The sequence below is a fragment of the Paraburkholderia sp. CI2 genome, from assembly GCF_014201055.1.
Classification (GTDB): domain Bacteria; phylum Pseudomonadota; class Gammaproteobacteria; order Burkholderiales; family Burkholderiaceae; genus Paraburkholderia; species Paraburkholderia tuberum.
In genome coordinates, this window is the sequence record NZ_JACHDL010000003.1 from 264,455 (window position 1) to 278,666 (window position 14,212).

Here is a 14,212-nt window from a genome sequence, read left to right on the forward strand (position 1 = left end):
AATGCGCGAATTCCTGATTGCGCCGTCGCTGCTGTCGGCGGATTTTGCCCGGCTCGCCGACGAGATTCGCGACGTGACGGCGGCCGGCGCGGACTGGATTCATCTGGACGTGATGGACAACCACTACGTGCCGAACCTGACGGTCGGCCCACTCGTGTGCTCGGCGATCCGGCCGTACACGACGCTGCCGTTCGACGTGCATCTGATGACCACGCCCGTCGATCCGCTGGTGTCGGCGTTTGCCGAGGCCGGCGCGAACCTGATCAGTTTTCATCCGGAGGCGACGCTGCACGTGCATCGGACCATCGAACTGATCCGCTCGCACGGTGCGCGCGCGGGGCTGGCGCTGAATCCGGCGACGCCGCTCGCGGCGCTCGATCACGTGCTGGAGATGCTCGACGTCGTGCTGGTGATGTCGGTGAATCCGGGCTTCGGCGGCCAGGCATTCATCGCCGAAACGCTCGACAAGCTGCGGCTGCTGCGCGAGCGCGTCGACACGACGATGCAGCGCACCGGGCGGCCCTTGCTGATCGAAGTGGACGGCGGCGTGAAGGCGTCGAACATCGCGCGTGTCGCCATGGCGGGCGCGGACGTGTTCGTTGCCGGGTCGGCCGTGTTCGGTGCGGGCGATCGCGCGCAGGCGATCCGCGGCATGCGCGGCGAACTGGCTACTGTCGACGAACACGCGGGGGTGGCCGCCATGCAGTGATGGCGCTGCTGTTTCAGCGCTTTTTCATCGTCTCGCCCGGCGCGCACCATGCGCTGAGATCTTCTTCAGGCCGGTCGACCGCGCAGCCCCAGTCGAGCGGCTGGTCCTGATCGAAGCGCTTGCCGAGCCGCCATGCAATCTCGGCGCGCGCAAGCTGCACGCCCATATAGAACGCGTGGCCGCCGTCTGTTTCGAGGTTCAACTGCGGGTACAGCGCGAACGGATCGTCGCCGCGACGATGGCCGTCGCGGTTGTACACGTGAATGCCGTCGGCGCTGATCTGCACGCGGAAATTCGGGTCGCGCACGCCGCGCGCGAATTCGTCGATTTCTTCGGCGCTGTACGGAAACGGCCGTTTCGCGTGGACCGTCGCGAGTTCGGTGCTGATGCCCTTCGGCAGCACCTGCGCATCGCGCGCGGCATGCATCACGCGGCGCGCGACATCGGCTTCGCGCAACGCGCGCCGCGCATGCTGGCTCACCGACGTCGCCAGCACCGCGCCAACGCGCAATTCAGCCGCCATGCCGAGCAGCACCGCGTTGATGCCGCTCGTGTCGGCCTCGGTCAGTTCGGTCACGTTGCCGATGCCCATCATGATCGCGATGTCGGGATAGCGCTCGCGCAAACGCACATAGCGCGCAATCGACGCGGCCAGCCCGAACGGAATCGGATCGAGAATCGGATCGGCGAGAAACGCGCGGCCGCGCGCGGACAGCGCGTCGATCGCGGCGTCGAGCGAAGCGGGGTCGGCCGGTTCGCGCGCGACTAGGATCGGCGTCGACGGCACTTCGTCGGCGATCCATAGCGTGTCGAGGTTCAGGCTCATCAGATAGTCGGCGCCCGCGCGGCCGCCGCGCAGCAGTTCGTCGTTGCGCATCGAATCGACGCTGACGCGATAGCCTTCGGCCTTCAGCCGCCGCACCGCGTCTTCGAGATGCGCAAACGCCGTGTCCGGCAGACAGCCGATGTCGATCACGTCCGCGCCTTGGGCCGCATACTCGCGCGCCCTTGCCGCGATGCCGTCGAGGTCGAGGCGCGGCGCATCGACGATCTCCGCGAAAATCTCCGTGTCGTAGCGGCTCAGATCGAACGGCTTCGCCTTGCGGCCGAAAAACTGCGGCAAGTCCTTGACCTCCTCGGGACCGCGTTCGAACGGCACGCCGTAGTGCGCGCCCAGCGCGTCGAGATCGCCACGGCAGCGGCCCGGCACGATCACGCGCTGCGCGGCGAGCGGCGCGCTCACGCGGCGCTGGATCAGGTCGGCGGTCATCAATGCGGCCACTTGCAGGCCGATTTCGCGCACCTCCCAACTGAACGGCGTCGGCGCCATGCCGTCGAGCACGCGCCGCAGGCTCGGTTCGGCAAGCCGGCCGGTCAGGAAGAGGAGGTGGTCCATGCGAGGTCGAGGGTCGCGAGGCGTTGGGTGAGCGCCGCTTCGAGTTCGTCGAGCGAGCGCGCGAGCGTCGTGTATTCGAAGCGCGCCAGACGCTCGACGTTGTCGAGTTCGATCGCCCGTGGCCGCAGTTCGACCCATTCGTCCGGGCTATGCGTGATCACGCTCGGTTCGGTGTCGCACGCAAAGACGATGCCGGGGATGCATTGCTTGCCGGCCTGCGCGTACATATTGGTCGGCAGCGTATCCGAGATGCCGTAAGCACATTTGGCGACCGTGTTGCTGGTGGCGGGTGCGATCACGACCGTGTGATAGATGCCGTGATACAGCATGCCGACCGGCACGCCGCTCGCGCTGTTGTCGCGCAGTACGCGAAAGTGTTCGCGCAGCTTGTCGAGCGACCAGCCATAGAGCGGCAGCACTTCCTCGGCCGCCGCGGACAGAAACAGATCGACGCGCGGCAAGCGCCGCGCGAGCGCGATCGATTCTTCCAGCATATGACCGGAGCCGGTCACGCACCACGCGAAGTGCGCATCCGGCTTGAAGTCGGCGAGATCGCGGGCGCCCTTGCGGGCAGACTCGCTGGGGGACCTGAGGGACGACCCGGTCATGCGTCGAGATCGAACGGCATGCCGTCGGCCGGCGAGCCTTCATGCGACAGCCGGATGTGCAGCCGGCGCATCTTGCGATACAGCGTATTGCGGCTGATGCCGAGCGCCTTCGCGACGTTGCTGACGTTCCAGCGGTGCTCGTCGAGCAGCGACAGCACCGTTTCGCGCTCGTTCAGCTGGATCGCGTTCAGCGAAGAAATGTCCGCTTCGTCGGCGAGATGCCCGTCCATGTCCGCGTTCGCGAGGCGCAGCGCGATTGGCAGGTCGACCGCCGACGTGCGTTGCGTGACCTCGGGCGGCAGATGCTCGCAGCGGATCGGCTCGCCGTCGGACAGCGCGATGGCCATCTGCAACACGTGACGCAGCTGACGGATATTGCCGGGCCACGCGTAGGTGAGCAGCGCGTGTTCGGCTTCCGGCGTCAGATCGGGCGGATCGTCGGTTTCGTTCGCGAGCAGATGATGGATCAGCGGCAGCTTGTCGACGCGCTCGCGCAGCGCCGGCAGATTCAGCTCGACGCCCTTGAGCCGGTAGTACAGATCCTCGCGGAACTGCCCGCTTTGCACGAGTTCGAGCAGATTGCGGTGGCTCGCGCTGATCAGCTGGAAATTGACCTTGACGGTGGTCTCGGCGCCGAGCGGCGTGACCTCGTGTTCCTCGATCACACGCAGCAGGCGAGCCTGCAACACGAGCGGCATGTCGCCGATCTCGTCGAGAAACAGCGTACCGCCGTTGGCCTGCACGATCTTGCCGCGCCGTCCTTCGCGCTGCGCGCCGGTAAACGCGCCCGCGCGGTAGCCGAACAGCTCGCTCTCGATCAGGTTCTCCGGCAGCGACGCGCAGTTGACCGGCACGAACTGACCGTCGGCGTGCGGGCTGATGCTATGCAACGCCTGCGCGAAGACTTCCTTGCCGGTGCCGGTCTGGCCGCGCAGCACGATCGGAATCTTGCGCTGGATCACGCGCGCGGCCAACTGGATCTGCGAGGCCATGCGCGGGTCGCCGAATTCGAGGTGCGCGATCTCGTCGAGCTTCGGCACCGGCGGATGTTTCTCGTGTTTTTCGGCGGCGTTGGCGCGCATGGCGGAGTCGGGGACGAGCACGCGCGTCACGCGCCCCGTGGCGTTTTGCGGCGTCTGCGCGACGAGGAAAAAGCGGTTCGTCGCGTTTGCGCTGTAGACGGTGACCGGATGGAACGAGCCGCGAATGCTGCGCGCGATCATGTCTTCGAGCGACGCGTTGAATGCTTCCTCGATGCGCCGGCCGCGCAGCTCGCTCAGCGAGCGGAAGCCCAGCTGGAACAGCGCGCTGCGATTCGCGGCGAGCACGGTGCTGTCGTCGCCGACCGCGAGCTTGCCGCCGTGCAGCGTGCCGACGAATTCCGGGCGGCTGTGGAAATGGATCATGTTGGCGTGCCGGTAGCGCGCATCGAGCAGACGGTTTTCGATCATCTGCCGCGACATGCCGACCAGCACCAGCGAGTGCTGCTGCAGCAGCTTCGAGCGGCTCGTGACGTCGAGCACGCCGGCGATTTCGCCACCGTCGTCGAAGATCGGCGCGGCCGAGCACGTCAGCGACGTATAGCGCGGATAGAAATGCTCGTGCTGACAGACGGCAATGCAGTCGCGCTCCGCGAGACAGGTGCCCATGCCGTTGGTGCCGGCTTCGCGTTCGCTCCACAGCGCGCCGACGCGAAAGCCGTCGACGGCGACCGCCTCGGCGAACGGCACGGACGACACCTGATGCACGATCACGCCGCCAGAATCGACGAGCACGACCGCGAGCTCGGGATCGGCCAGTTGCTGATAGAGCGTCGTCATCTCGAGCTTCGAACACGCGATCAGATCGCCGAGCGCCTCACGGCGCGCGCTGAGTTCGTACTCGGTGAGCACCGGCGGCGGCACGAAACGCGCGGGGTCCAGCTGGAATTCGTTGATGCAGCGCGTCCACGACTGAGCTACGGGTTCGCTTGTCGGGCGCGTGGTCAACTGATGGTTGACCACGTTCAGAACTTCCCGGACGTGCGTACTGCTGTCAGCGAGCAACGACATGGGATTTGTCTCCGTTGCGTCATTTCGCAAGCGTGACTGCTTCGCACGCCGCGAATGCCGCTTTATCAAGCCTGCCTGCCCCTGGCGCGGCGCAATCTCGGTTCGCCTGCGCCCTCCCGACCGGCCCTACTAGGAGGCGGGTGTTGAAAACTGTACGCCCGATGCAGGATTGGTTCAACAGAAAGTCACACTGGGTTTACCTCACTGTGCCCGGATTTTGCTTTTCTCGATGCGCGACGCGTTAAACGGGTTGCAGGTTGCATGCCTGTCGCAGCTTCGGCACAGAGTGTGCCGCGCGTCGTTCAGTTCTACTGTTCTACTGTTGCATCGTTTCGCTCGTCATCACAGGCTGTTCAATCCTGGGCCGCGCCGCGGCGGAGATCAAATCATGGATCGTTTCGATACTGTTCGCCTTGCCGCATTTTCCAGCCTCGGCGCCAATCCCGGCCCGCAAGTCGGCGCGTTGCCCGAGCGCCTCGACATCGTATTCATCGAGAATTTCATCGGCCAGACGGTCATCGGTATCGATAGCAGCGAGTTGCATGTTGCGCAACCGGTGCGTGTGAACCTCGCTATCGGCGTGCCAGCGATCCGCGCCTGCGCGACGGACCGGATCGAAGATACGGTCAACTACGCGGCCGTGCGCGGGGCGCTGCTCGAGCTGTTCGCGTCGCATCGCGTGCGGCTGCTGGAGGCGCTTGCCGAGACGATCGCGCAACGGCTGATCGCCGACTTCGGCGCGCACTGGGTGCGCGTGTCGCTCGCGAAGCCGGCCAAGTTCGCCGACCTCGCGGCCGTCGGCGTGCAGATCGAGCGGCGTCGCGGCGATGGCTCGGCGGCGGCCGTGGGTCTCGCGCGGTACGCGTCGCTGGGCGAGGGGCTGGTGCCGAATTGAGGGGGGCGCCTAGCCGGGGGCGCCTAGCCGGGGGCGCCTAGCCGGACGCGCCGAGCGGGGGGCGCCGAGCCGGGCGCGCCGAGCCGGACGCGCCAAACGCCCGGCGCGTTTCAGGCCGTGGTCATTTCGCCACGGTCGACGTCTTCTGCGGACCGAGTCCGCACGCCTGATATGCGCTGGTTTGCAGCGCGCGGAAGCGCCTGGTTTGCGCCTTGGCGTGGTCGACGCGGAATTCCGCGCCGCCTTCGCCGCCTAGCGTCGCGTACTTCGAGAAGGTCGACTGGTCGACGAATTCGTCGTACGGCAACGACGCGGCCATCTTGTCGATCACGCACGAGCACTTGTAGACGTTCGCGAAATCGTGGCCGTTATCGTCCATGCAGCTGAGCACATATTCGACGCGACCCTCGGTCGGATAGTTGTAGCCGCCCGCCCACGCGAGCGGCGCGGCGAGCAGGAGCGAGGTAAAGGCGAGAAGCGCGCGACATCTGTTGGTCATTGAATGCCTCTGCGAGAGCATTGAGCCTGCTTCGCGAACCGCTGCGCGAGATGCGTGCCTTGCGGCCGCGAGGCGACGAGATGCGCGAAGAGGCGGGGCCGGCAACGGCGCCGCGTCTCCTGCGCTTGCATGCGCCGTCAGTTCGGCGCGAACGGATGCGCGACGCTGCCCTTCTTCGCCAGCACTTCAGCCGCGCTCGGGTCGCCGCTGACCGCGCGCTTGATGGCCTCGCGCGTCGCCTGATAGTTGAACTGCTGGATCTTCTTGTCGTCCTCGGCCTGCCAGTGAATGAACACGCCGACGCAGAGGAACAGATCGTCGGCCTCTTCCTGCGGGATCGTGCCGTCCTCGACACTGTCGGCCACCGCGAGCGCGACCGCGTGCTGCGCCGGGCCGAACATCTGCACGGCCTGCTTGGCGCCTTTGATCGTCACCTTGTTGAACAGGATCGTATTGGGCTTAGTGATGAGATTGGGCGCGACGACGGCGAGCAGCGACGTGAAGCCGTCCTTGTTGTTGGTGAGCGCGTTGCAAAACGCGGTTTCCGCAGCCGAACCTCGCGGTCCGATCAGCAAGTCGATGTGCGCGACCTCGTTGCCGTCGCCGACGAGCGATTCACCGATCATGACGCGGTTGATCTTGGCCATTCTGTTCCTCCAATGAGTAGGTATGGACCTGCCGACGAGGCGCCGCCCGCGATCGTCCAGATCAGCATCGCGAGAGCGGTGCGGGAATGCACGGCGGTACTAACTAACAGGTTCCGTGCCAGTTGTTGCTAAGGGCCTGCTGAGGCGGCTGTTCGGGTCTTCTTCAGTCCAGACGATTCAGGGTTAACCGCGCCCTTCGACACAGCGCGCAAGAAACAGCGTGGCCACCGCGAGGTCCGCGCTGGTGCCGGGATTGATCGCGCGGGCCTTCAATTCGGCGTCCCAGGCACCGAGTTGCGGATCGCCCGCCGGGCGGCGCGCGGCGGGTCGCGCCTGGCGCCAGCGCGCGTGCTGTTCGCGTGCCACGAGCGTGACACTCTGCGCCAGCGCGCGGCCGTGCTTGCGCACAATGTGAGAGTCGGGCCAGCCGCCGAGGAACGTGAGAAACACGTTGAGCATCGCGATTTCGCCTGGATCGGGGGGCGCGGGTTCGGGCGGTGGTCTCGAGGCTTCGAAGTAGGCGGCGAGGCCGGTGTCGAACAGGTCGGCGAAACCGTTCGCGTATTGCCGCGCGATGCTGTCGCGCTCGCTGGCGAGCCGCATCGCGTCGCGCAGGCCGATCGTCGGCGGTGCGTGGACCGATTGCTCGGGTGCGTCGCCGAGGCCGCCGGGATTGGCGAGGGCGATTGCGCGGTAAGCAAGCCGAGCGTCTTCGACGTCGAGCCGGCTCAGCACGTCGCCGACGGCCGCGCGCCACGCTTGCGCCGACACCGGCGGTTCGCCGGTTTCGTCGAGGGCCGCGGCGAGCGGCGCGACCAGCAGCACGATGCCGAGATTCGTATTGCAGCCGACGGCCGCGCGCGTGCGCGTGACCGCGTCGAGAATGCGCTGTCCGACGCGCTCGCCGCGCGCGAATAGCGCGTCGAGCGACGCGTCCGCGCTGGCGAGGAACTGGGCCGCGTGCATGCCGTGGCCGGGGCTTTGGGTGCTGACGTTGCCGGGTTTCGGCGTGGTGACGTCGAGCGCGCAGGCTTCGAGGAAGGCCGCGCGCGCGTGCTCGACGGGAATCGCATGAGTGTCGGGCATCGCGCTCAAGCCCGGCGCTGCGCAGACTGCTCGGGCAACCCGGCGCTAGCGGCTTGCCCGGCCAGCCTGCGATCGAGCAGATCGTCGACGAGCGCCGCCGCGACATCGAGCGGCACGACCGACTGCAAACCGCGCCACGCGGCCACGCCGTTGACTTCGAGCACGAGGGGCAGCGCGGCGTCGTCGGCATTCGGGATCAGGTCCACGCCCGCGTAGTCGAGCCCGAGCGCGGCGGTTGCGCGCACTGCCGTCTGTGCGAGCGGGACCGTCAGCTCGGCGGGCTCGCAGCGCGCGCCTTGCGCGACGTTGTGAATCCAGCCCTTGCCGCCGCTGCGCCGCATCGCCGCAACCGCCTTGCCGCCAATCACCAGCACGCGCCAGTCGAAACCCGGCCGGTCGCTCGCGACGAAGCGCTGCAGATAAGCGACCTGCCGATAACGCGCGAGCGACGGCAATGGCGCGAGCAGCCCGCCGCGCGCGCCGAGCCGTTTGAGCCCGTGGCCTTGCGAGCCGAACAGCGGCTTGAGCACGACCAGACGGCCGGCGGCCGCTTCGCGCATCAGTACGCGTTGCGCGAACGCGGCGGATTCGCCGGCCCAGGTGGCCGGTGTCGGCACGCCCGCGCGATGCAGCAGGAAGCTCGTCATCGACTTGTCGACGCTGCGCTCGATCGCGCGCGCGTCGTTGTACACCGGCACGCCCGATTCGCGCAGCGCGTGCAGGATGCCGAGCCGCAGCGTCACCTGCTCGAAGCTGCCGCCGGCGATGCCTCGTACGAACACCGCGTCCGGCAGCGTGCGGCCGAAGCCCGGGATCGCGAGGCCGTGCGGCAGCCACGTGGTGTCGATGCGGCAATCCGCGAGATCGACGCAACGCGCTTCGGCCCCGCGCGCGCGGAACGCCTTTTTCAGCCGGCCGGTGTGCCAGCCGGTTTCGTCGGTCATGATCGCGATGCGCACGCCTGATGTGATCATCATCGTGCGACGGACTCGCCGCCCCACTGTTTGCGCAGCAGGCCGCCGTCGAGCCGGCCGCCATGATAGGTCGCGCCGCTTTCGAGGCTGCTGACCCACACCTCGGCGGGCGCGAACAGCGCGGGATCGATCTGATAGAAGTCGAAGTTGACGGCCGTGAAGACGTCCGCGAACGGCCGGCCGTAGTCGCGCGAATTGGCGGAGGGGAGGGTGTCGGCGAGACGTTGCGCGATCTCGTCGTGCTGGACGCTCAGGTGCACGCGGCCGCCGTACAGGATCGCGTCGTTGGTGCGGCCCATCGCCTGAATGCCGTCGGGCGCGGGCGGCGGCAGCGGCGCCGAGCCCGTCCCCGCGACGATCTCATCGAGCGGTACGCCGAGCACGTGCACCTTGTGCAGCGCAACTTCGACGACGCGGGCGACGACCTGTACCGTTCCCGCGACAGAGTGTGTCGGCGTGACGATCAGCGTCAGGTGTTCGGGCGCGAGGCCGCAATCGTGCAGCACCTTGTCGATCACGACCTGCGGCGGCAGGCGGTCCACTTCGAGCACCAGCGCGCCGCGCTCGTGGCGGTCGCGATAGCCGAGTTCGTCGAATAGCGGCTCCTTGACCGCGAGCGCGCGCGCGGGCCCCGACCCGAGCGAAAAGAATTTCTTGCCGCCGGTCTGCTCGCTGGTCGCCGACAGGCTCCAGCCCGCGTACTGGCTGCCGAGACAGGCGAGCACCGGCGACGACGTGCTGACCTCGAGCATCGTCGGCCACAGCGGCGCGGCGTCGAAGTTCGCGCGTACCGCGACGCGGCCGAGACCGCCCATGCAGATGCGCGCGATCAGCACGCCGGCGTCGAGGCTGCCGCGCGCATCGACGCCGGCGTCCGCGATCACGGTGCCATCGCGCGTGCGCGTCAGTGCGACACCGAGCTGTGCCGCTTGATCGACGAGCCGTGCTACGAGGCGCTCTGAAAGCGCGTTCACGCTCGGCAACGCGGCGGGCGGGGAAGTCTCAGCTGTGGGCGTGGAGGCAGGCATGGTCGGGTTCATCGCAGGTTTCGATTCGTTGGACGACGCGTTCGTGCTGCGCGTCGAGCGCGGTGAGCACCGCGTCCACCGATGCCGCTCGCACGTGCAGCGTGCAGACCGGCTGCCCTGCGTCGATACGGGTGCCCGGCATCGGTACGTCGCGGCATTGCGGATCGCGCAGGCAGGCGTCCGAGAACGCGGCCGAGACGCTGAACGGCCGCTGCGCGTACAGCACGCGCTGGCCGGCACGCCGGCGCGGCGCGCGGGCGAGCGCGAGGCTCGCGGCCGACGGCGCGCGGCCGTGGCGGCACGCGTCGAGGTGGCAGGCGAGCAGGCCGGCCGGCCATGCATCGGGCGACGCGGTTTCGTAGAGCGCCATCGTCGACGAAGGGCGCGGGTTGATTTCGAGCACCTCGAACGAGGTGCCGTCCGACAGGAAGTCGCAGCTGTTGATGCCGACGAGGCCGGTGTTTGCGCACAGCGCGTCGAGCGCTTGCTGCACGCGCGCGATGAACGCTGGCGGCAAGTCGATCGGCCCGATCGAGCCCGCATGCACGAAGCGCAGATCGCCGATCGCGCAGGTGAATTGCTCGGCGAAACCGATCAGATGCGCGCTGCCGTGCGCGCCGATGAAAAGCGCCGACAGCGAGCGGCCCTGGCCAACGCGCTGGAAGTAGCCGTGCGCGGAGTCGGTCGTCAAATGGAACGAGTCGGCCGCCTCGATATGCGTACCGCCACAACCATCCGCCTGCTTGAACAGCCAGCCCTCGGCCGTCGCGGGCCGCTCGAACGACACAGCCGGATGCGCAATCCGCAACGCGTCGAGCAGCGCGAAAAAACGCCGCGGCTCGCGCACGGCCGCGATCGCCTCGGCAGCGTTGCCGAGAAAGCGCGGCAAGCCGGATTCGCGGCACAACTGAGGCATCAAAGGTTCGAGCCCGCTGCCGCCGATCCAGCCAAGCAAACCCGGCAAGCGCGCGACACGCGCAAGCGCATCGACGAGCCGCGCCCGGTCGATCCCGAGCGCGCCATCACCACCGCCGATGTCGAACCATAGCTCGGCGGCCTCGCGCGTGTCGCGGTCGCCGAAGATATCGAGCGCGGCGACATGCAGGCCGGCGCGCGCCGCGGACTGCGCGAGCAAGCGCGCGGACTGCCCGACGACCGCGACTAACGGCGCATGCATGAGCGGGCGGTGCGACTTCATGACGACCGCGCTCAGCCGAGACCGGCCGCGACCGCGCGGGCCTCGTCGTAGGCTTCCGGGAAGCCCAGGTAGACCGGCTTACCACCCGTGCGCATGCGCATGAAGAGGCGATGCTCGACCTGATATTTGACGTTGCCGATCGCCAGCGCGCCGATGCCGACCGCGCCCGCGTTCGGCACGCCGTCGATCGGCTTGCCGTCGTTCATCACGTTCACGCCGGCGATCCCTTCGGGCGGCACCGCGTTGACGTCGGCGGCGACGAGCAGGCGCTTCGCATGCACGAGGTCGTCCCTGCCGACTACCTGCGCGCCCGCGACGGCGGTGGCGAGCACGATTTCCGCGTCGGCGAGCGCGCCGCGCAGTTCGTCGGGCGTCGTGGCGCTGATGCCGTTCGTGAAGATGCCGAAGCGCTCGTTGACTTCGGCCGAGGCCCCGAGCGCGCGATTGCGGTCGTGGTGGCTCGCGATCGTCACGTCGGCGCCGCGCGACGCGGCGATCGCCGCCGCGATGCGCCCGACCGCGCCCGTTCCGCCGAGAATCAGCACGCGCTTGCCGCCCAGCTCCACGCCGTGCTGTTTGCCCAGATGCCGCTCGACCAGCGCGACGAGCGCGGCCGCGGTCGTGTACGAACCGCTCGGATCGGCGAACACCGAGACCTCGAACGGCGGGACCATCGCGCGGCGCGCGGTGTCGAGCATGTCGGCGGCCTGCATCACGTCCCGTCCGCCGATGAAGATGCCGGTGCGCGACACCCCTTTCGGGCCGCGCGAGAAGATCGCGTCCTGCGTGAGATTCGTGACCATGCCCGCTTCGACGTTGCAATACGGCACGATGACCTGATAACCGGCGTCGGCGGCCATGTTGACGTCGAACGGACTCATCTGTGGCGTGGCCGTGAACATGTGCAGGATGTAGGGCCTTTCAAGGGTTTCTGACATGGCAGGGGCTCGTTTAGTGGCAATTTCGGGGACGGCGCAAGGCAAGGCCGCGCCGCGCGTGGCAGCGCCTTATGTAAGCGGCGGTAAGCGGCGGCCTGAGCGGTGCAGCGCATCATGCGGCGTCGATGTGCGGCGCGCGCGCCTCGGCGCCGCTGATCGCCGCGCCGCTGTTGCGGCCCGCGACGACGCTGCATTCGATATGCGGCAGCGCGCTCGCGACGGCGCGCGCGGTCGCGAGTGCGCGGTCGGCCTCGCGCGCGCTCGCGAGCACCGCGAAGCCAGTCGGGCCCCACGAGGTCTGGCCGATGCCGGCGGTGCGTTCGGCGGCGACCGCGCGCAGTACGTGCTCGACGTCGGGACTCGCGAACACGCCGCCTTGCGCGCTCGCGAAATATTCGCCGATGGTCTGCTGCAGCTCGGTGAGGCCGTGCGCGAACGGCGCGAAGTTATGTTCGGCGGCGCCGGGCAGGATCTGCATCAGCACCAGATGGCACAGATGCGCGGCGAGCCGCTGCGGAAACGGCGCGAGCGATGCGAGCGCGCTGCGTTCCTCGGTACCGTGCAAGCCCTCGCGGCTGTTGTCGCTGACGAGCAGCACGCGCCACGGCTGCGGAAACGGCTGGCGCGACAGCAGCGGCGGCATGCTCTGGCGCAGATCGCCGGGCGGGCCGCCATCGAGCAGCAGGCCGCCGCACTCGAAGCCGAGTATGCCGATGCCGGAGCGGGCGCCGCGCCCGAGCAGACTCGCGAGCTCGGCGCTCCGCGCCGGCTGGCCGACGAGGCGCGCAAACGCGGTGCCGACCGCCAGCGCCAGCTGCGTGCCGGAGCCGAGGCCGGTGTGCGCGCGTGGCGCCTCCAGCAGGTCGATCGCGAGTGTCGCCGGTCCATAGGCGGCCTGCAGCCGCGCGAGACTCAGCGCGATGCGCTCGCGCTCGGCCTCGCTGACCACCCCGCCGATCTGCTCGCGTTCGGCGAGCCGCGCTTCGATCCGCGTGCCGTGCGTATCGATGACGAGCCCCAGGCTGCCGAACGCACGCCCGAGCGACGCGTTCGGATCGAGAAAGCCCAGATGCAGCCGCGCGGGCGCATCGATCGTGATGGGGGCGCGTGGCGGCAGGCGGCGGAGCTGAAGCGGCATCTCGAGTGTCCTCAGGTGTCCTTGCGGGTGCGCAAGACCGGGTTCGGCCGCGGGGCGTCCGCAACGCGTCGCGGGTTCCAGCGATAAGTGCACCCGGCGACGTCAAGCGAAAGCCGTACCAGGCACGCGCAACGGCCGCCGCCGCGGGTTCGGCCCACTGGAACCTCTAAACGGGCACGCCGCGCCCCACGCGGTTCGCCGCCGCATGGACGCTGTGTGACGCCGAAGGCGCACTGTGTCACGCGCTGTTTCATCCGGCGACAGGAACGCGTGTCAACTGCCTTGCGCGGGTTTGGGCGCGTCGTACTTGATATAGCGGAAGCGCTGATCGTCGGCGGGCGTGCCTTCGAGCGGGCCGTCCTCGAGGCCGGGCTGCCAGTGGACCACCGATTCGATCTTCGTCGCGAGCGCGAAGTCCTTGTCGGTGATGCCCTTGGCGCTGTGGGTCTTCAGCTTCACGGTCACGAAGGCGTACGAGACCGTCAGATCGGGGTGGTGCCAGGCGGCTTCCGCGAGGTGGCCGACGGTGTTGACCACCATCAGCGTTCCCTTCCAGCCCTCGGTGCGGTATTTGCGCCGCAGCCAGCCATCTTCCAGATACCAGTGCTGCAGCGGACCGACGAGGCGCTGCTGGATCTCTTCGTCGGTATAGACGTGCTCGGTGTTTGCCATGGCTATTGCTCCTCGAATGCGCGAATCGATCGCCGAACGAAGCATCGTTGCAAGTGACAGGCCCGTGCCGCGGCGTGTGATTCGCAAAGGACACGATTCGTATCACGCAAGTGACACAGTATGTGCCGCATCGCGTGACGCAGGCCCTTCAGCTTACCGCCATGCAAGCATCGGCGTGCAACGCCCGAGTGCCGCGACACCTCGCGCGTGCCGAGTCGCCGGGCCAGCGCAGCCAATAGCAGCGAACGTTGTCGCTATTCCGGCATGGAATATGCGTCGGCCGTTCATGCGTCGCGAAGCCCGACATCGAATCGGGATAGCGCGTTAATCGTTACCCGCACTCGAGAAGGCGCGCACGATGCGATGAGGTAGC

At 68.1% G+C, this 14,212-nt stretch carries 14 protein-coding genes; 2 read left to right on the plus strand and 12 right to left on the minus strand.

Annotated features, from left to right (window positions below; translation table 11 throughout):
- The first annotated feature begins 1 nt into the window (after position 1).
- Positions 2 to 709, plus strand: a complete 708-nt coding sequence (gene rpe, locus HDG32_RS06785; protein WP_184064704.1) for a ribulose-phosphate 3-epimerase — start codon at positions 2 to 4, stop codon at positions 707 to 709.
- Positions 710 to 722: 13 nt separating this feature from the next.
- Here the strand turns inward: rpe and HDG32_RS06790 are convergent, their stop codons facing one another.
- From HDG32_RS06790 to HDG32_RS06800, 3 genes are read right to left on the minus strand one after another with little or no spacing between them, the layout of a single operon-like run.
- A complete protein-coding gene (locus HDG32_RS06790) occupies positions 723 to 2,105 on the minus strand; it encodes a DUF6513 domain-containing protein (RefSeq protein WP_184064707.1) in 1,383 nt (460 codons plus the stop codon).
- Positions 2,084 to 2,713: a flavoprotein gene (locus HDG32_RS06795; protein ID WP_184064710.1), complete on the minus strand. Its 630-nt coding sequence runs from the start codon at positions 2,711 to 2,713 to the stop codon at positions 2,084 to 2,086. The genes HDG32_RS06790 and HDG32_RS06795 overlap by 22 nt, the downstream gene beginning before the upstream one ends.
- Positions 2,710 to 4,764, minus strand: coding sequence for a sigma-54-dependent Fis family transcriptional regulator (locus HDG32_RS06800; RefSeq protein ID WP_184064713.1), 2,055 nt, complete (start codon positions 4,762 to 4,764; stop codon positions 2,710 to 2,712). The genes HDG32_RS06795 and HDG32_RS06800 overlap by 4 nt, the downstream gene beginning before the upstream one ends.
- 388 nt (positions 4,765 to 5,152) lie before the next feature.
- Between HDG32_RS06800 and HDG32_RS06805 the strand changes: the two genes are divergently transcribed.
- Positions 5,153 to 5,659 carry a dihydroneopterin aldolase gene (locus HDG32_RS06805; protein ID WP_184064716.1) on the plus strand — a complete coding sequence of 169 codons (507 nt, stop codon included), beginning with the start codon at positions 5,153 to 5,155 and terminating at the stop codon, positions 5,657 to 5,659.
- 121 nt (positions 5,660 to 5,780) lie between these two features.
- Here the strand turns inward: HDG32_RS06805 and HDG32_RS06810 are convergent, their stop codons facing one another.
- The 9 genes from HDG32_RS06810 to HDG32_RS06850 form a co-directional block, all read right to left on the minus strand.
- Positions 5,781 to 6,158, minus strand: a complete 378-nt coding sequence (locus HDG32_RS06810; protein WP_184064719.1) for a hypothetical protein — start codon at positions 6,156 to 6,158, stop codon at positions 5,781 to 5,783.
- Positions 6,159 to 6,295: 137 nt separating this feature from the next.
- Complete coding sequence (fae, locus tag HDG32_RS06815; protein WP_090809086.1) at positions 6,296 to 6,805, minus strand: formaldehyde-activating enzyme; 510 nt, start codon at positions 6,803 to 6,805, stop codon at positions 6,296 to 6,298.
- Between the two features lie 183 nt (positions 6,806 to 6,988).
- Positions 6,989 to 7,891: a triphosphoribosyl-dephospho-CoA synthase gene (locus HDG32_RS06820; protein WP_184064722.1), complete on the minus strand. Its 903-nt coding sequence runs from the start codon at positions 7,889 to 7,891 to the stop codon at positions 6,989 to 6,991.
- A gap of 5 nt (positions 7,892 to 7,896) precedes the next feature.
- A complete protein-coding gene (locus tag HDG32_RS06825; RefSeq protein ID WP_184064725.1) occupies positions 7,897 to 8,868 on the minus strand; it encodes a RimK family alpha-L-glutamate ligase in 972 nt (323 codons plus the stop codon).
- Positions 8,865 to 9,905 carry a methenyltetrahydromethanopterin cyclohydrolase gene (gene mch / locus HDG32_RS06830; RefSeq protein ID WP_260330658.1) on the minus strand — a complete coding sequence of 347 codons (1,041 nt, stop codon included), beginning with the start codon at positions 9,903 to 9,905 and terminating at the stop codon, positions 8,865 to 8,867. Before mch ends, HDG32_RS06825 begins: the two co-directional genes overlap by 4 nt.
- Positions 9,868 to 11,091, minus strand: coding sequence for an ATP-grasp domain-containing protein (locus HDG32_RS06835; RefSeq protein WP_184064728.1), 1,224 nt, complete (start codon positions 11,089 to 11,091; stop codon positions 9,868 to 9,870). Before HDG32_RS06835 ends, mch begins: the two co-directional genes overlap by 38 nt.
- Positions 11,092 to 11,102: 11 nt before the next feature.
- Positions 11,103 to 12,029, minus strand: coding sequence for an NAD(P)-dependent methylenetetrahydromethanopterin dehydrogenase (locus tag HDG32_RS06840; RefSeq protein WP_184064730.1), 927 nt, complete (start codon positions 12,027 to 12,029; stop codon positions 11,103 to 11,105).
- A gap of 112 nt (positions 12,030 to 12,141) precedes the next feature.
- Positions 12,142 to 13,167, minus strand: a complete 1,026-nt coding sequence (locus HDG32_RS06845; protein WP_184064733.1) for a beta-ribofuranosylaminobenzene 5'-phosphate synthase family protein — start codon at positions 13,165 to 13,167, stop codon at positions 12,142 to 12,144.
- Between the two features lie 273 nt (positions 13,168 to 13,440).
- The gene (locus HDG32_RS06850; RefSeq protein WP_090809095.1) at positions 13,441 to 13,839 is read right to left on the minus strand and encodes a 4a-hydroxytetrahydrobiopterin dehydratase; all 399 of its coding nucleotides are present in this window, start codon (positions 13,837 to 13,839) and stop codon (positions 13,441 to 13,443) included.
- Positions 13,840 to 14,212: the final 373 nt, after the last annotated feature.